We start from the raw sequence: 16532 nt of genomic DNA on the forward strand, positions 1-16532 counted from the left end.
CTCCTTACGCGTTTTTTTCAGCAATTAAATTGCGTCCAAGCTGCATCATATGAACTTCATCTGGGCCATCGGCCAGCTTAATGGTGCGCGCATACGCATACATTGCAGATAGAACAAAGTCTTGACTGGTTCCGGCAGCACCATGCATTTGAATGGCTTGATCGATAACTTTACATGCCATTGTGGGCGCTACAATTTTGATAGCAGCAATCAAGTCTCTCGATACCTTATTGCCGTAGCGATCCATTTTGTCTGCCGCCTTCAACGTAAGCAAACGAGCCTGTTCAATATCGCAGTGCATTTGCGCTATGTTTTCTCTTATCGACTGCTGTTTTGATAAGGGCTTACCAAAGGCAACACGCTGTTCAACACGCTCACATGCCATGTCCAAAGCACGCTGAGCACAGCCAATAAGGCGCATACAATGGTGAATACGGCCAGGTCCTAAGCGACCTTGGGCAATTTCAAAACCGCGACCTTCTCCTAGCAATAAGTTCTCAGCCGGTACGCGTACGTCTTCAAACAAGACTTCCGCGTGGCCTACTGGCTCATCGTAGTAGCCCATAGCAGCCATTGGGCGCACAATGGTTACGCCTTTTGTATCCATTGGTACCAAAATTTGTGACTGTTGCTGGTGACGGGGGGCATCAAAATCAGTTTTGCCCATAACCACCATTATCTTGCAGTTTTCGTTCATAGCGCCGCTGGTATACCATTTACGACCATTTATTACGTACTCGTCACCATCGCGTTTAATAGATGTTTCTATGTTGGTTGCATCGCTAGACGCTACTGCAGGCTCAGTCATAGCGAAGGCGGAGCGTATTTCTCCGTTTAACAATGGCTCTAACCACTGCTTTTTATGCTCTTCGTTGCCGTACTTAGCTAACACTTCCATGTTGCCTGTATCTGGAGCGCTACAATTAAATATTTCAGCACTGAATAATACGCGCCCCATTTCTTCGCAAAGCGGCGCGTACTCTGCGTTAGTTAGTCCTGCGCCGTAAGGCTTATATTCTTCAGGCAAAAACAAATTCCAAAGCCCTGCTTCTTTGGCACGCTGTTTTAGCGTGTGCATTATTTGCGGCGTTTTCCAACGCTCTTCACCATTATTGGCTGAGCCATTTTCTACGGCATGAATGTACTCTCTCTCAATTGGGTACACTTCTTCTTTCATAAACGCTTTTAGTTTTTCTAAAAGTGCTTGGGTCTTTTCATTATATTCAAAGTTCATAACTGCCCCATTTAGCTGTAGGTAATGGCGTGTAACCTGTCAATCACATCCAGGTGAGGTACGCTGTTGAAGTTATTAAGGTGAACACCTCGCGCATTGGCGAAGCATTGCGAAAAACTGGCATTGCGAATTTGTAAGTTCATATTCACAACCGTTGCAGAATCGTAGCCAAGAATGTGTTTGAGCATCATGGCAATAGCACCACCAGAACTAACGACCAGCACTCTTTTAGCATCTGTCGTTTTAAGGTGAGTAAGCATGGAGTGAACGCGGTCTTCAAACTGTTTCCACGTTTCGTCTAGCAATTCGTGAGCTAGTTGGTCTTCAGACCAGGCTATCATTGCCTTTTTAAGCAGTCGGTAATATTGAGAGGGCGATGCCCCTTCTGGTACTTTAGCTTCGGGGAACCTTGTTAGATATGCTTTAGCCACCGCTTGGAAGTTAAATTCGTTAAGCGCGCTATTCACAGTTACATCAGGCAATGTGTATTCGTCAGATGCAATTCCTTTAGCAATGCCCTCTTTAGTTTCGTGATGGCGAACCATGTCGCCAGAAAATACCGAATCAAACTGAATGTTCCGATGCTTAAAATAATCACCAAGCCAGATAGCTTGTTGCTCACCTAACTCACTAAGTTTGTCATAGTTCGCTTGACCAAAAGACGCTTGACCATGGCGTACTAAGTAGATGTCTGTCATACCGCTGCCTGATGTTATGAATATGTTAACTAGTTCAAATCACATACTAAGTAAAACAGCAGTATAAGTTTAATTAATATTTTGAATGAGTATGCATCATGTGAAACTATGAACCAGCCTCTTGTGATCATTAAGCAAACGTTTTGAACAAAACTTGACTTATTCGCCGCAATTGCGTGGAATATGCTCGCTTAATTTGTCTACTTAACAGGCAATCTAAACGTCTTATTGGAGTAAAGACGAAAAAATGTAAAGGACTGCGCGCACATGGACGCGACTTTGTCGTGATAAGTTTGGCTAGAGGCGCTTAGCTTCTGAACGATAAAAAGAACTAAAATGAAGTCACTTACATACGCCTTTCCCTGCCTTTCTGCAAATGTAAGAGCAACAGTAAACCCTACCACTTATTGTCTTTTAACTACGCTTATATTTTCTGCTAGCTCTGTTAGTGCCCAAGCTAGCACCGACGATGGCGCACAAATACAAGCTGCGAACAAGAAACTTGAACGCATATTAGTTCAGGCTCAGAAGACATCACAAAACCTGCAGGACGTTCCCGTGGCTGTCACAGCCCTAAGTGGTCAAGACATGGCAGACACTGTTAGTCGTGACATGTTCGACTTACAAAACTACGTACCCGCTTTTGGTGCGTTTCAAAATCAAAGTGTGACTAATTCAGGCTTTTCTATTCGCGGTATTGGTACTGCTTCTCAAAACTTTGGCTTCGAGTCATCGGTAGGCCTGTATGTTGACGGTGTTTACCGCTCCAGACAAAATGCACTTATTAGCGATCTAGTCGATATTGAATCTATTGAAGTGTTGCGTGGGCCACAAGGTACCTTATTTGGTAAGAATACCGCCGCCGGCGCGATGACGGTATCAACCGTGGCGCCTTCACATGGCGAACGTAATGGCTTTGCTGAGGCTATTATTGGCAATGACAACTTGGTTCGTTTGAGTGCAGGATCGTCGTTTTCACTTATCGACGATATTCTTGCTATGCGAGTATCTGGCTTTAGTTCCCAAGGCGATGGCTTTATTACCGATGAAGCCAGAGGGCAAACCCTGAACAACCGTAACCGTTCTGCGGTAAAAGCACAGCTATTTTACACACCAACAGAAAACGTTAGTGTAAGATTAATTGCCGATTACGGCGAGCTAGACGAAAGGTGCTGCGGCGCACTGACGTTTCAAAATAATATTCAGGCCAATGACATAGCGGGTAAATTCGGCACTGATGCACTGCTGCTACAACCTCCATTCAACGCCACCATCTACGGGCGCGATGACTTTTACAATTATAAGACATCGCTGTCGCAAACTCCCCTTTCAAAAATGAAAGACAAAGGACTATCAGTTCAAGTAGATGTGGCTTTAAACAAAGCATGGGATTTTGTGAGCATAAGCGCGTACCGCGCGTTTGACAGCTTAGATACGGTAGATACCGACTTTTCTGATGCGGACCTTCTTACTGCCACTAACGACGCCAGACAGCAATCATTCTCTCAAGAAGTCAGGCTGCATTACAGCAGTGATGATATACGCGGCCTAATAGGCGCTTATTTCTACAGCCAAAACTTAGACTTAACCTTTGATACCACTACCCAAAATGATTTTAGCGTATTTTTCAATGCCGCCGCGCCTGACCTACTGCCGCTAGCTAACGCTATCAACGAGCTATCTGCAATTACATCCGGTTTTATTGCGCCTGCTGCAGTACCAGCCCCGTCTGGTACCGCTTTTGTGCACTCGGCTAATCAAGAACAAGACAGCATTGCTGTATTTTCTCAGTTCGATTGGCTGCTAAACCGCAATTTTACGCTAACCACAGGCTTACGTTATACCCGTGAAGAAAAATCTATTGACGGAGCTTATGACGAACGAGGCCCCGGTATTGATGGGCTAAGTCAAAACCCTGCGCAATGGCCTAATATCGAACGTGCAGTACAAGGTTTACAAGACATTTCTGCAGCCTTGACTACTGGCCAAGCGCCCTCTGCTGAATCACTGAATGCCATTGCGCCTTTTCAGCAGGCAGGCTGGGGATATTTTTTCTTGGGATCTGCAGCGGTTATGCCTCGCCCTGATTTAAACGAACAGCTTGATGATTCCCAGCTTACAGGCACAGTAAAACTGGCTTATCACCCCAACGACAACACGTTGACCTATGCCAGTTTAGCCACTGGTTATAAAGCAGGCGGTACGAATACTGACAGGATCTTGCCTTCGCTTAGCCCGCTGTTTGATGCTGAAAAATCGCGAAGTGCTGAAATAGGTATAAAGCACGATTTTGAAGAATACGGCGTTCGCGTAAATGCCGCTGCGCACTACACGCAAATTAGCGACTTTCAGGCAGCGACCTTTACCGGAACAGGTTTCAACTTGCAGAATGCGGGCGATATCATAGTTAAAGGCGTAGAACTGGAAGCAACATGGTTGGTAACAGAAAACACCGAATTACATGCCGTTGCCTCGCGCACTTTAGCGAACTTTGATGAGTTTGAACGTGGCACCTGTTGGGTAGCGTACACGTGGCACACGGGCATCGACGACCCGGGCCGTGCGAACCCTAGCGACCCTTTCTGCGCAAGAGATGGTGATCGCGTTGGCTTCGAACCACAGAATTCACTGTCTCTTATGTTGAATCACTATTTCGAGGTTGGGAATTACCCTGCCTCCGCCAGTATTGACTACCAGTACACAGGGGATGTATTTCTTGATGATGCCAACGACCCGTATAAGTACTCAGATGATTTTTCGCTGTTCAACATTCGTTTAAGTTTCACTATTCCACAATGGGATAGTGAAGTTATTGCATGGTCGCGCAACGTATTCGACGAAGAGTACGTTGCACGAAGCGGATTTGATGTGCCCGTACAAACCGGAAAAGTTATGGCCTATCCAGGTGCACCTAGAAGCTTTGGCGTTACTTTTAGAAAGTCTTTCTAACGATTCAAATGGGTAGGTTTTGTATGAAACACAGCGTGACACTGTGCAATAACAGACAGTGCTATATGCTCTGGTAGTTCGCCACCGATGTCAAAGCCAGCAGGGCTCGCGAAATACTGTGTAAAGTTGGTATCCCCAAGCCCAGCTAAATCCATAATTTCCTGCTTACGGTGCAGCGGACCAAGCATTGCCGTATAGGTTAACGATTGCTTACTTAGCACCTGCAGCGCTTTTGCATCAATTTCTCGGTGATGGGACATAAGCACCGCAGCTTGAATATTATGTTCGCCCATGTGAAGACGTAAGCCTTCCGTAGACGGGTCTTCAATTAAGTAATTTACCTCGGGAAAGTGTTCAAGTCTTGCTTGTGCGGGCCTTGGATCCCAAAGACTAACTAAATAGCCCTGCAAGCTAGCATGCTTGGTCATAAAGGTAGCGTCGTACCCTCCACCAACAACAAGTAGGTGGATAGGCGGCAGCATCAAAACCGACAATGTGCGCTCGCCATTAACGGTATCTAGCACGGCCTTTCTAGGTGTAGCAGTATGGTTTTCCAATTCCGTACAGTCACCCAAGGTACCGTCTACAGCGCAGCGCCACTCACACGCCTTTCCGCTTGATAAGGTCTTGCTAACCACATCCAAAGATAGATAATTATTGTTTTCATTAACTGGCACGAGTGCCAGATGTACTACACCGCCGCATCCAACACCTAGCTTAAACGCAATATCTTCTTCATCTTCATCGTCATAAACTGCAGTTCGGCTAACGCCGTCAGTCATTACACGCTGTGCTTTTTTAACGATATCACTTTCTAAACAGCCGCCGCTTAAAATGCCAAGTTGATGCCCGGCATCACTAAACAGCATCATGGCGCCGGCTTTGCGGTAACATGAGCCTTCTGTTTTAAAAATAAACCCTAGCACCCATTTGTGCTTTTTTTTAAGCGGAAGCCACTGCGCGAGCAAGTGGTTAACGTGATTACTCATAACTACCTTTAAACTCGTGTAACCTGTTTATTGCTGCGATGCTGCTTTAGCAATAAATGCTGCCAATGTTTCAGGCTCTTGCGCACCTGCTACGCCCTGATTACCAATCACAAACGTAGGTACACTTTGGATACCGCGCTGCATCCAAAGGGTTTCTTCCTCGCGAACTACTTGCGCGTATTTTTCACTTTTAATTACTGCTTCAGCTTCGGTTTTGTCGAGGCCCACAGACTCGGCCAATTCTACTAGCACACCAAGATCGTTCACGTCTTTACCATCAGTGAAGTAAGCGTTAAACAAGCTAAGCTTCATTTCTTCTTCAAGGCCGTTTTGTGCTGCAAAGTGAATAAGCTGATGGGCTTTGAAAGTATTCTGCATACGGGAGTCGTCAGTGAAATTAAATGCAAAACCCAACTCTTCACCTGCTTGTACTAGTCGTGCTCGGTTCTCCACACTTTGCTGCTCGCTAATGCCGTATTTTTCCATAATGTGTTCACGAAGGTTTTGTCCTTCAGCAGGCATATTAGGGTTTAGCTCAAACGGATGGAACTTGATATCTACTTCAATGTTATCAAGGGTTTTAATCGCTTCTTGCAAACGCTGATACCCCACTATACACCATGGGCATACCACATCAGATACCATATTAACCGTTACTTTCTGTACACCCTGTGCACCTTGCTCACTTGCTGCCATGATAGGACTCGCTTTATTGAAGTCGTGAATTTATAGGGGCTTAGATAAGGTTACAAAAAGAAACTTCAACCCCATTTAGCAATTATTTTCGTTGTCGCCTGTCAGTTTTAAAACGTCTTTTTTGAACCGTTTATATCGGCATGGTGAATGGGCGTGATTTTATCTAAAGCCAGGCGCGCCCAAATCTCGTAGCCCTTAGAAGAGGGATGAAAGCCATCTTCAGCCATTAAGCCGCTTCGCTGAATATCGGCAACAGTACCACCTAAGTTAAGCGCGGTAACATACAATATTTCTGCGTTAGAATATGCTGTTACGGATTTAACCAAAGCTTGGTTTAAAAGTAATGCTCGCCAGCCTAACAGTGCGCGCAAAGGTTGCGGTAGCGCTGGAAAGCAATGAATAGGAGGAAGAGCAGTAAACACTATTCTTTTACAGCCAAATTTGTGCGTTAAAAGTGTACTGATGGCATCAATATTTTGTTGCCATCGCTTTAGTGACACAAATTTAGTGACATCGTTAACACCTATAGAAATAAGCGCAGATGAGAAGTTTTCGCAGGGGAGAGATCTCAGAAGACTAAGCACATCTTCGCTTTTAAACCCTGTTTTGGCATGCAGCGATACACGGGCTGGTCCAATTTGACTAAGGCTCGAATACAATAAACCAGTTAGCGCACCCTGTTGCGTTAAAGCGCCTACGCCAGCCGCTGCAGAATCACCCACCACTAGTAGATTAGTGAGGGGTAACAACGAACCTTCTACTGAAGCTAGTACACGCTCTCCTTCAGGTTCTGGCAGCACAGTGGTCTTTTTTCGCACCCACAGCGCCTGCATCAATACAACAGGGGAAAGTAAAACAATAGCTAGGTTTAACGCTAAAACTTTGAAGTAGATCAAATCATATACCTAAGCAATCACATAAACTAAAACCATAACGCTCAATTCGCGCCATACACCTAAAGACAAGTGCAAACATATGACTCACGCTATCAATGAACAACACCAAGCCGTATCGACAATTACCAAATATGCGCTTAATGCTCCTCGTTATACGTCTTATCCCACTGCACTTAAGTTTGAGCCATTGCAAATTGACCCGTTGCCGCCAGCATTGAACATTTCTAAAGCACCTGCGGTGATCCTGTACGTGCACATTCCGTTTTGCAAAACGCTATGTTATTACTGCGGTTGCAACAAAATGGTAACCCGTCACAACGAGAAAGCAGACGAATATTTAGACTATCTAGAAAAAGAAATTTTGTCTAAACGTTATTTAACAGAAGGTAGGCGCGTGGTTTCACTCCATTTAGGAGGCGGCTCTCCGAGTTTCCTAAGCAAGACTCAACATACCTATTTAATGTATCTGCTTAAAAAACATTTCACGTTTGAGGCAGGGGCTGAGCTATCTATAGAATTAGACCCCAGGAACATAGATAAACGCTACCTTCAAAATTTAAAATGCTTAGGTTACACGCGCATCAGCTTTGGCTTGCAAGACACCGACTACAACGTACAGAAAACGATTAATCGCGTGCAAAGCACATCGCACATTGCCGACTTAGTGTTTGAGGCGCGTTCGCTTGGTTTTGACTCAGTTAATTTGGATTTAATATACGGTTTACCAAACCAATCACTAGACACATTTTCATCAACTATTGCCGCTACGAAAGCCATGATGCCAGACCGCATCTCGCTTTTTAGCTACGCACACCTGCCTGAACGATTTGCCGCGCAGCGCAAATTTGCGGAAGAAACACTACCAAACAGTGAAGAAAAAGCGTCGTTATACGACCTTGCTGTTAAAAGCTTTACGAGCATAGGTTACGAAATGATTGGCCTTGATCACTTTGCCTTAAGCAAAGATTCATTAGCCATTGCAAAAAATAAAGGCTTACTTCACCGTAACTTCCAAGGGTATACCTTACGTGGCGACGCTGACCTTATAGGGTTCGGCGTGTCCGCCATTAGCACCGTAGGTAATGCGTACGCGCAAAACGCTAAAGATCTAAAGGAATACTATAGCCGATTAGACAACCACCTACCCTGCTCAAAGGTTGGACTTTCACTAACCGTAGACGACCTTATACGCAGAGACGTAATTTCTAGCCTGATGTGCAATCTAGTGGTTTATAAACAAGCTATTGAAAGCAAACACCACATTAAATTCGATGAATATTTTGCTTCAGCTTTAGATAATCTTGCAGAGATGAAACAAGATGGACTTATTGAAATCACATCCGAATATATTCGAGTGCCAGAGTCAGCGCGCATATACATTAGGGCTATTTGTGCGCGTTTCGACGCCTACTTGAATAGAAGTGAAACGCTGAGTAGCTACTCCAGGGCCATCTAAAATTAAGGCAATTTGAAACGCGCAATAACCTGCATACCTTTTACAAGATTAAGGCGCTCAAGGGAAATACAGCTAATGGTGGCGTAGAGGACCTGGCTGCTATCGAGTACATTGAGCGTTAGCAATACTTTGGCGCTTTTTGCAGTAGCTCGCCCAGTTTGAGTGGTATTTGCATAGCCTTTCGAAGAGCCTTCTGAAGAGCTAAGCGGAAACGATACATGCTCGACACTAGATATAGCGCACGGCAACGCATTTAGAATACTACTTGTACTAGCAGTACCTAATTCAGTGATGTTAGTATCGATACTTACATCACAAGATTTAACCGCAAATCGAACCGGAACCTGCCCATCGCTTGTCTGGGGCAAATAAGACAAAGATTCTGCAGTAACGTATATCTCTTGCCCCGCTACCGTAACTTGCTCAATTCCGTTTTCCGACTGACTCTGCTCATTGCCTTGTAATGGCAGAACACTTTGTCCTTGTTGCGTATCGCTATCGTGTTTGTAGCTGACAACGGCGTTTTGTGAGTGGTTGCTGTCGAATGCTTCGCTTTGCGCAGTAACTTTAAATCCCTCAAGTACGCTAGACGGTGTCGCAAATCCCTCTTTTGCGAATACTTGAGTCAATACATCGCGCGTTTTTCCACAAAGCTCTGTGCGGCCTTGATTAATAAAAACCAACTCATCGCTGAACAAGGCAAGATCATCTAAATCGTGAGAGATCACAAAGCATATAAGCTTCCCCGACACACACAAATTGTTCAAAAACTGGTAAATTTTGCGCCGGGTGAAGATATCAATTGCGCTTAACGATTCATCTAGCAATAACACATCTGGCCCATTGACCAAGGCTCTTGCAATCGCGACCCGCTGCGCTTCACCACCAGAAAGCGCTTGAACTGGCTTATCGATTAAATGTTCGCAATAACAGCCGCGCAAGCACGCGTCGATAGACATTGCATTAGGGCTTGCGTGACGCTGCGCTAGAGCTAAATTACCCCGCACATCGGTATGGGGAAATAACATAGGTTGCTGAAAAACGATACCGACCTTTTGAGAGGTCCACGGCGTTTGCACTTTTGCGCTTTTTTCTACGCCAGCTAGGGCGCGAAACAAGCTGCTTTTTCCCGCACCTGATGGACCGGTAACCCCAATGAATCGGCTTTGTGGCTGCAATGAGATTTGTGAGTTAATGCGATTTGGTAGTAGCGCAGATATTTGCATGTTAACGCGCCTCATCACTACGAATGACACCGTTAAAACGATAGAGCGCTGCGAGCATCACGAATGAGAATATCAGAAGGGCTAGTGCAAGGTTGTGTGCGCTGCCATATTCGAGCGCTTCTACCTGTTCATATAACGCGATAGACAGCACTTGCGTTTCACCAGGGATATTGCCTCCTATCATTAGTACTACGCCAAACTCGCCAATGGTATGGGCAAAGCTTAAGCCTAATGCCACTACAATGGGCGCTTTGCTTAAAGGCAGTACTATTTTTATAAAAGCTTCAAAGGCCGAAAACCCCAGCGTTTTTGCCACATCTAAATAACGGTTATCCAATTGTGAAAAGCCGCTGTACAAAGGCTGCAGAGCAAATGGTAGGGAGTAGATGACAGACCCCAACACCAAACCTTCAAAGCTAAATGCTAAATTGCTCCCGGTTAGGCTTTGCCATCCCTGCCCCAACGCACTTTGCGGCGAAAAAGCAATAAGCAAATAAAACCCCAGCACAGTTGGCGGTAGCACCAAAGGCAACGCGAGTATCGACATCACCAAAGGCTTAGCTTTGCTCTGCCAGTTCGCTAAAAACCACGCTAGCGGCAATGCGATTAACAACAGTAAGCCACTGGTTATAAAGGCCAGCTTTAAGGTAAGTAATATAGCTTCAAGTGTCGATGCCCCGAAGATTTCTGTGAGCATACTTAGTTACCGACGCCTGATGCAATTGTGGATTCATAACCCCATTCAGTTAAGCTGTGCTGCACCCCTTGCGACATTAAATATTGTACGAAAAGGCTGGGTGAAGACACTCCACTAGCGTCACTCAAACGAAATGCTCTGGTTGGCTCAATGTTGTCGTTGTGGATAGGCTCATCAACTGGCGCTGCCGCATTTTTGATTGGAAGTGGTTCGAACAGATTCGGAGATAATGTAGCTACCGTTTTACTGTTAATCACCAACGACTGAATGATGGGTTTATATAAGGTTTCAGGTATTGGGACGATAACCGTATTAGCCTCAGCGCTTTCGGTATTAACAACACTGTTAAAATTAGAAGGCAAATTAGAGGATAAGTCTGCGGGCAAATCTAACGCCGATGAGTACGCAACAAACGCCCCTTTCACGCTGCCGGTGGTATAAAACTGCAAGGTTTGTAGCACGTTTTTACCCATCACTCTGTGAGGTAAAAACTGTTGCCATAAGGATAAGTTTTGCAACGTCTGTTGCGCAGCATCACCATAGGGAGCCAGTTTAGGATTTGCGATAGCTACCTTGTTTTGTGGATTTTTCATTAATTGAACAAGCTGCTTCGACAAGCAATCGGTAAGCTGAACGTTTATTTGTGCAGTTGTGTCTCCAGTAGATAAGCGCGCGATTTGCTCGCAATTCCTTTCACCGGATGTCTTACTAGATATTTCACTGAATGCCTCACTTGATAAGTCGCCAGCATAGACAAACGCAAGCTTGCCTTTAGCGTAATCCACCAGATTGCCGTGGTGAACTACGTTGTTATCAACCAACGCTTGCGGCCTAGCGCGATCTGCAGATAGAAAAACGTCGAAGCTAGCACCATGTTGAATTTGCGCATACAAAGTACCGCTAGAAGATACCGTTACCGCGACTTCTATGCCGGTTAGCTCAGTAAACTGCTCGGCGATACTTTTAAGTGGTTTTGCGAAGTTTGCTGCAACGGCTACGTTAATTTTTTCGTCGCGCTTAAAATTTACTGGCTGATTTTGCTCATCGGCACCAATAACACTCTCTTCATTTAGAGTATTATTCGCCGCTTCAAAACTGCTCTCCTGTGCCACAGAACTGGAAAAAGTCGTAACGCGTGGGGCTACACTTGCGCTCGCACTAGCATTGGCACTCACCAAAATAAGCATGGCCAAGTAAACAAAGCTTGAAAGTCGCATTGCTAGAGAAAAAAGCATTACTTTTTACGCATCCACTTAAGTGCTGCTTTATCGTCAGATGCTTTTGCCGCAACCCATTCAGATTTATCGCCCTTAAATTCTTTTTTCCAAAGCGGTACCGACTGTTTAAGCATGTCCATTAAGTAGCAGGCAGCGTCAAACGCCGCCTGGCGGTGGGGAGCGGCGGCACCTACCCATACAATTTGCTCGTTGTTGTGTATGCGCCCTACTCTGTGCAGTGCGCCAGCGCTGTTAAGTGAAAAACGTTCGCTCGCTTGTTCAACCAGAAGCATTAACGCTTTTTCAGTCATGCCCGGGTAATGCTCTAATTCGATGCCGTCTATGTCGCCAGCGTTATTAAAATCTCGCACTAGCCCAGTAAAAGTAACAATCGCGCCTGTGTTGCCACAGGCCTTCTCATCTGCCGACTGTTTTAGCCTAGCGTACAGCTCTCCTTGGTCGAAATCTTCAACTTGAACTAGCGCGAACATAGCTAGCCCCCTGTCACAGGTGGAAATAGCGCCAGCTCATCACCGTCGCTAAGTACTGTTTGGAGATCGCAAAGCTCTTGATTACAGGCAGTAAGCACACTACCCTCTAGTGCTAATGCCCACTTGTCACTACGCGTTTTAAGCTGCGATATCACGGTCTCAATAGTGCTGCTCTCGCTTATATGGAGCGCGATATTGTCCTCTCCCGTAATCTCTCTGGTTTGTGCGAATGTTTTTACCGTTACCTGCATGCTTTGCCTGTTATCTACGTTGTTAAGGTCGCTTTGTGCGCGCTAATTAATCTTTCCAAGCCTCGGAAATACGTTGAGCCTAAAGTGCGTTGCGTCTTGAATGCTTGTTCGCTTTATACACGTTACTTTTTTAGCTCACTGGCCTTTAATTGAACTAGGTGTCGGACTGCCAATGGCCTGTCTTACCGCCTTTTTTCTCCAGTACCCGTACCCCTTCCATATGCATGCCAGGGTCGATGGCTTTGCACATATCAAACAAGGTTAACAGCGCCACATTTACACCCGTGAGCGCTTCCATTTCAACGCCGGTTTTACCGCTTAGCTTGCAATAGCAGGTGGCTTGAATTCGATTTTGGTCGGCCTGAATGTCGAAGTTTATATCCACCTTTGACAATGCCAATGGGTGACAGAGAGGAATAAGATCAGCGCAGCGTTTCGCCCCTTGGATACCTGCTACTCTAGCAACAGCAAATACATCCCCTTTTGCAATTTTTGCTTCAGAGATTTGGCGAATAACGTCTTCGCTTACGTATAAAAAACCTTCTGCTGTGGCTTCTCGCTTGGTAACGTCTTTGTCGCTAACGTCTACCATGTTAGCTTCGCCACCAGCGTTTAAATGGCTAAAGGTACTCATGCTTCCACCAAATGCTTCACAAAATTACACGGTCTAAAGTCGGCATCAAGCTGGCTAGAAATAATTTTTTCCCACGCCGTACGACACGCGCCTGTTGAACCTGGCAGGCAGAAAATAACCGTATTATTAGCAAAGCCCGCTACTGCGCGAGACTGAATGGTTGATGTTCCAATCTCTTCATAGCTAATTTGACGAAATAGCTCGCCAAAGCCGTCGACTTCTTTGTCGAACAATACACTGATGGCCTCTGGCGTTGAGTCACGGTGGGTAAAACCTGTACCACCGGTAATTAATACAGCGTGAATGTTTTTATCGGCAATCCATTTCGACACCACGGCGCGCTGCTGATAAATATCGTCTTTCACCAAATCGCGATCGTAAAGATTATGGCCAACCGAGGTAAGCGCCTCTTTCAAGTAGTCTCCCGACTTGTCGTTTTCGAGGGTGCGCGAATCTGAAATAGTGAGTACGGCAATATTAAGGGGTTGGCTGACAACTGACATATGAAATCCTAATTTGATATGCGACATTTTGGCGGTTTTTGATAAAGTACCAGCCAAAATACTATTTGGTAATCACTTTATAAGGGTGCATGCCATGAATTCAACAACTAAGTTGGCATAAACTATGTCTAAAAGCCTAACTCATCAGCAGGCTATGCGTTATAACCGCCATATCGTGCTTCCAAAAGTGGATCTAGACGGTCAAGAAGCGCTGCTAAACGCCAATATTTGTATCATTGGTATTGGCGGGCTTGGCACCGCGGCTGCTACTAACCTTTGCGCCAGTGGCGTGGGCTCTCTTACACTTATAGACCACGACACAGTTGAGGCCACCAACCTGCCAAGGCAAACCTTGTTCAGCGAACAAGATGTAGGCACAAATAAAGTAGAGGCGGCTAAAGCGCGGCTTACTGCAATAAACAGCGACTGCGACATTACCGTAATGGCAGAACCGTTTTCGGCGCCCAGCTCTACTCAGCTTTCACCAGCATTAAAACAAGCCATAGAGCGTGCTGACGTTGTGCTAGATTGCACCGACAATACAGACTCGCGAGATTTAATAAACCTACTGTGTTTTAAACTAAATACCCCGCTAGTATCGGGTGCAGCCATTCGCTTTGAAGGCCAGCTTTTCGTAGCTATACCCGGTGAGAGCCGCTGCTATGCATGCTTACGAACGTTATTTGAATCACCCGATTTAAGCTGTGTTGAGGCAGGTATATTCTCGCCAGTGGTGAATATTGTTGGTACTTACCAAGCGATGCTAGCTATGCAAGTATTGATGGATTTCGATAGTATTCCTAAAAACACGTTAATGACGTTTGATGCTCTGTCGCACGAGTGGCGAAACTGGAAGTTACCTAAAGGCGTAGATTGCGAGCTATGTGCTTGCTGAATGCAATTAAATAAACCATAAAATATAAGATGGCAGGTAACTATTAAACCTAATCGTTGTTATCCATCACGGTATAGAGACCTGCCCTTCAACATTTACAAACTCACTTTTTATCGTTTAAGACTTCTTGGCGTTCACGTTCGTAAGTTTCATAATCTTTTTGATACAGTGCTTCACACTCATCTCGTTGCGCCCCCTGCAATTCGCTGCAGTTTTGCAAGCGGTTTTGTTGCGCTGCGTTGTACAACTGTTTCGACGTGCACCCAGAAGCCAAAACCAGTAAAAGAGTTAAAGGAACTATTTTTGTTAATTTCATTTCAGATCTTTCTTTAATTACATTGTTTTTTGAGACGACGCGTTTTGGAAATAGTTGCACTGAACAATCATCAAAATGTTACGATTTATGTATTTTGAGCAATCATCTGAAAACGCTTGAGCCCTTACAAAAACGCTTATAGATATGATTGCCACGTTTTCATTGGAAAAATGAACAGAAAATAGGTTGATTTAAATGACAACCCAAGTAGTAAAAAAACACATGGTAGTGGCGCAAAACGCGTCTGGACGTAACATGAACGTGCCAATTTATCGAATGAAAGGAGCGCGCCCTGGCCCCACCGTGTATATTCAAAGCTCTATTCACGGCGCTGAAGTGCAAGGCAACGTGGTAATTTACCATCTTATTCAGCGCTTAAAAGACATGGATATTTGCGGCGAAATTATCCTAGTGCCCAACTGTAATCCCATTGGCACTAACATTAAAGCCGGTGAGTACACGTTAGGCCGGTTCGATCCTGTGAACGGCACAAACTGGAACCGCGGCTATTTCTTCGATAAAGAAGCAGTTAAGCATTTCGCCAAAACGGTCACCCGTGAAGAGTCTATTGAAGGCATAAAACAACGTTTTCGCGCTCATTTATCTAACGCCATCGACAACAAACTGGCTGAACCCTGGGGCCTAGGACTAGCGCAGCAGTTGAACCTAAAGCTACAGCAAATGGCAGTAAATGCCGATTTCGTGTTAGATCTCCACAACGGCCCGGTGTCTACCCGTCACGTTTATATTCCCGAGTACGCCAAAGACAGTGCTAAGCTGTTTAACATTCCCCATTGTATTTTTATACCTAACGTATTTGCAGGTGCGCTAGACGAAGCGTCGTTCTGCCCGTGGTGGACACTGCAAGAAAGCATAAAAACTAATTTAGAGCGCGAGATTAGCTTTAACGTAGAGGCTTTCACGCTAGAAATGGGTAGCCAAGAAGTGATCGACTTTAACGAAGGTAATATAGACGCCACCAGTATTCTTAGCTACTTAAACGCTAAAGGTGTATTACACGAGTGTGACATTAAACCGAAAGCTATGCAGCGTTTAGGCGTGTATTTAAAAGACTATAAAACCCTGTTTACTAACTGGGGCGGCATGGTGGAGTACATGGCAAAACCAGGCCAAACGGTTAAGAAAGGTGAACCACTGGCGCAAATTCTAAATATAGACGATTTAGACACCGACAACGGCAGCAGAACGCTAGAAGCGCCTTGCGATCTGATCCCTATTCTGCATTTTCCTTCAGCTTCAGTATTGAGCGGAACACAGTTGTATAAGGTGTTTACGAATTACAAGGAGTTGTAGGTTTTTGGACGCAAGTTGATGGCTGCAATGAGAGTAAAGCGGACCTTGACCACAACCAATGCGCTGGTCC

Annotated in this window: 17 protein-coding genes; 4 read left to right on the top strand and 13 right to left on the bottom strand. The window is 45.2% G+C overall.

Features of this window, described 5'->3' with window-relative positions; genetic code table 11:
- Window positions 1–4 precede the first annotated feature (4 nt).
- Window positions 5–1234: an acyl-CoA dehydrogenase family protein gene (locus tag PCAR9_RS11210; protein WP_179983666.1), complete on the bottom strand. Its 1230-nt coding sequence runs from the start codon at window positions 1232–1234 to the stop codon at window positions 5–7.
- Window positions 1235–1245: 11 nt separating this feature from the next.
- Window positions 1246–1932, bottom strand: a complete 687-nt coding sequence (locus tag PCAR9_RS11215) for a histidine phosphatase family protein (RefSeq protein WP_179983667.1) — start codon at window positions 1930–1932, stop codon at window positions 1246–1248.
- A gap of 336 nt (window positions 1933–2268) precedes the next feature.
- On the opposite strand from PCAR9_RS11215, the gene PCAR9_RS11220 reads away from it, so the two are divergent.
- Window positions 2269–4881 carry a TonB-dependent receptor gene (locus tag PCAR9_RS11220; protein WP_179983668.1) on the top strand — a complete coding sequence of 871 codons (2613 nt, stop codon included), beginning with the start codon at window positions 2269–2271 and terminating at the stop codon, window positions 4879–4881.
- Here the strand turns inward: PCAR9_RS11220 and PCAR9_RS11225 are convergent.
- From PCAR9_RS11225 to PCAR9_RS11235, 3 genes are all read right to left on the bottom strand, one after another.
- On the bottom strand, window positions 4878–5870 hold the full coding sequence (locus tag PCAR9_RS11225; protein WP_179983669.1) for an XdhC family protein: 993 nt from the start codon (window positions 5868–5870) through the stop codon (window positions 4878–4880). The two genes, PCAR9_RS11220 and PCAR9_RS11225, sit on opposite strands and share 4 nt — an antisense overlap.
- A gap of 27 nt (window positions 5871–5897) precedes the next feature.
- Window positions 5898–6566 (bottom strand): DsbA family oxidoreductase, encoded by a 669-nt coding sequence (locus PCAR9_RS11230; protein ID WP_179983670.1) that lies wholly within the window; start codon window positions 6564–6566, stop codon window positions 5898–5900.
- A 107-nt stretch (window positions 6567–6673) separates the two neighbouring features.
- Window positions 6674–7462: an SGNH/GDSL hydrolase family protein gene (locus tag PCAR9_RS11235; protein WP_179983671.1), complete on the bottom strand. Its 789-nt coding sequence runs from the start codon at window positions 7460–7462 to the stop codon at window positions 6674–6676.
- A 79-nt stretch (window positions 7463–7541) separates the two neighbouring features.
- Between PCAR9_RS11235 and hemN the strand changes: the two genes are divergently transcribed.
- A complete protein-coding gene (hemN, locus tag PCAR9_RS11240) occupies window positions 7542–8918 on the top strand; it encodes an oxygen-independent coproporphyrinogen III oxidase (protein ID WP_179983672.1) in 1377 nt (458 codons plus the stop codon).
- Between the two features lie 2 nt (window positions 8919–8920).
- On the opposite strand, the gene PCAR9_RS11245 is transcribed toward hemN, so the two are convergent.
- The 7 genes from PCAR9_RS11245 to moaB all read right to left on the bottom strand — a co-directional run bounded on the left by PCAR9_RS11245 (window position 8921) and on the right by moaB (window position 13937).
- A complete protein-coding gene (locus tag PCAR9_RS11245) occupies window positions 8921–10144 on the bottom strand; it encodes an ATP-binding cassette domain-containing protein (protein WP_179983673.1) in 1224 nt (407 codons plus the stop codon).
- A 1-nt stretch (window position 10145) separates the two neighbouring features.
- Window positions 10146–10841 (bottom strand): molybdate ABC transporter permease subunit, encoded by a 696-nt coding sequence (gene modB / locus PCAR9_RS11250; RefSeq protein WP_179983674.1) that lies wholly within the window; start codon window positions 10839–10841, stop codon window positions 10146–10148.
- A gap of 2 nt (window positions 10842–10843) precedes the next feature.
- On the bottom strand, window positions 10844–12076 hold the full coding sequence (modA, locus tag PCAR9_RS11255; RefSeq protein ID WP_179983675.1) for a molybdate ABC transporter substrate-binding protein: 1233 nt from the start codon (window positions 12074–12076) through the stop codon (window positions 10844–10846).
- Window positions 12076–12549, bottom strand: a complete 474-nt coding sequence (locus tag PCAR9_RS11260) for a molybdenum cofactor biosynthesis protein MoaE (protein ID WP_014949772.1) — start codon at window positions 12547–12549, stop codon at window positions 12076–12078. Before PCAR9_RS11260 ends, modA begins: the two co-directional genes overlap by 1 nt.
- A 2-nt stretch (window positions 12550–12551) precedes the next feature.
- Window positions 12552–12800, bottom strand: a complete 249-nt coding sequence (locus PCAR9_RS11265) for a MoaD/ThiS family protein (RefSeq protein ID WP_061095255.1) — start codon at window positions 12798–12800, stop codon at window positions 12552–12554.
- Window positions 12801–12954: 154 nt separating this feature from the next.
- Window positions 12955–13434, bottom strand: coding sequence for a cyclic pyranopterin monophosphate synthase MoaC (gene moaC / locus PCAR9_RS11270; RefSeq protein ID WP_179983676.1), 480 nt, complete (start codon window positions 13432–13434; stop codon window positions 12955–12957).
- Window positions 13431–13937, bottom strand: coding sequence for a molybdenum cofactor biosynthesis protein B (gene moaB / locus PCAR9_RS11275; RefSeq protein ID WP_179983677.1), 507 nt, complete (start codon window positions 13935–13937; stop codon window positions 13431–13433). Before moaB ends, moaC begins: the two co-directional genes overlap by 4 nt.
- Window positions 13938–14061: 124 nt before the next feature.
- Between moaB and PCAR9_RS11280 the strand changes: the two genes are divergently transcribed.
- The gene (locus tag PCAR9_RS11280) at window positions 14062–14832 is read left to right on the top strand and encodes a HesA/MoeB/ThiF family protein (RefSeq protein ID WP_179983678.1); all 771 of its coding nucleotides are present in this window, start codon (window positions 14062–14064) and stop codon (window positions 14830–14832) included.
- Between the two features lie 103 nt (window positions 14833–14935).
- Here the strand turns inward: PCAR9_RS11280 and PCAR9_RS11285 are convergent, their stop codons facing one another.
- A complete protein-coding gene (locus PCAR9_RS11285; RefSeq protein WP_179983679.1) occupies window positions 14936–15148 on the bottom strand; it encodes a hypothetical protein in 213 nt (70 codons plus the stop codon).
- Between the two features lie 195 nt (window positions 15149–15343).
- On the opposite strand from PCAR9_RS11285, the gene PCAR9_RS11290 reads away from it, so the two are divergent.
- Entirely contained in the window at window positions 15344–16462 is a 1119-nt protein-coding gene (locus PCAR9_RS11290) for a M14 family metallopeptidase (RefSeq protein ID WP_179983680.1), read from the top strand.
- The last annotated feature ends 70 nt before the right edge of the window (window positions 16463–16532 follow it).

This window comes from Alteromonas macleodii (assembly GCF_903772925.1).
Classification (GTDB): domain Bacteria; phylum Pseudomonadota; class Gammaproteobacteria; order Enterobacterales; family Alteromonadaceae; genus Alteromonas; species Alteromonas macleodii_A.

Excerpts from the sequence above, each read along its gene's own strand:
- PCAR9_RS11265 (WP_061095255.1), bottom strand. The coding sequence starts at position 12,800 with ATGCAGGTAACGGTAAAAACATTCGCACAAACCAGAGAGATTACGGGA.
- PCAR9_RS11280 (WP_179983678.1), top strand. The coding sequence starts at position 14,062 with ATGTCTAAAAGCCTAACTCATCAGCAGGCTATGCGTTATAACCGCCAT.
- PCAR9_RS11290 (WP_179983680.1), top strand. The coding sequence starts at position 15,344 with ATGACAACCCAAGTAGTAAAAAAACACATGGTAGTGGCGCAAAACGCG.
- PCAR9_RS11260 (WP_014949772.1), bottom strand. The coding sequence starts at position 12,549 with ATGTTCGCGCTAGTTCAAGTTGAAGATTTCGACCAAGGAGAGCTGTAC.
- PCAR9_RS11225 (WP_179983669.1), bottom strand. The coding sequence starts at position 5,870 with ATGAGTAATCACGTTAACCACTTGCTCGCGCAGTGGCTTCCGCTTAAA.
- PCAR9_RS11245 (WP_179983673.1), bottom strand. The coding sequence starts at position 10,144 with ATGCAAATATCTGCGCTACTACCAAATCGCATTAACTCACAAATCTCA.
- PCAR9_RS11285 (WP_179983679.1), bottom strand. The coding sequence starts at position 15,148 with ATGAAATTAACAAAAATAGTTCCTTTAACTCTTTTACTGGTTTTGGCT.
- modA (WP_179983675.1), bottom strand. The coding sequence starts at position 12,076 with ATGCTTTTTTCTCTAGCAATGCGACTTTCAAGCTTTGTTTACTTGGCC.
- PCAR9_RS11210 (WP_179983666.1), bottom strand. The coding sequence starts at position 1,234 with ATGAACTTTGAATATAATGAAAAGACCCAAGCACTTTTAGAAAAACTA.
- modB (WP_179983674.1), bottom strand. The coding sequence starts at position 10,841 with ATGCTCACAGAAATCTTCGGGGCATCGACACTTGAAGCTATATTACTT.
- moaB (WP_179983677.1), bottom strand. The coding sequence starts at position 13,937 with ATGTCAGTTGTCAGCCAACCCCTTAATATTGCCGTACTCACTATTTCA.
- PCAR9_RS11230 (WP_179983670.1), bottom strand. The coding sequence starts at position 6,566 with ATGGCAGCAAGTGAGCAAGGTGCACAGGGTGTACAGAAAGTAACGGTT.
- PCAR9_RS11220 (WP_179983668.1), top strand. The coding sequence starts at position 2,269 with ATGAAGTCACTTACATACGCCTTTCCCTGCCTTTCTGCAAATGTAAGA.
- moaC (WP_179983676.1), bottom strand. The coding sequence starts at position 13,434 with ATGAGTACCTTTAGCCATTTAAACGCTGGTGGCGAAGCTAACATGGTA.
- hemN (WP_179983672.1), top strand. The coding sequence starts at position 7,542 with ATGACTCACGCTATCAATGAACAACACCAAGCCGTATCGACAATTACC.
- PCAR9_RS11215 (WP_179983667.1), bottom strand. The coding sequence starts at position 1,932 with ATGACAGACATCTACTTAGTACGCCATGGTCAAGCGTCTTTTGGTCAA.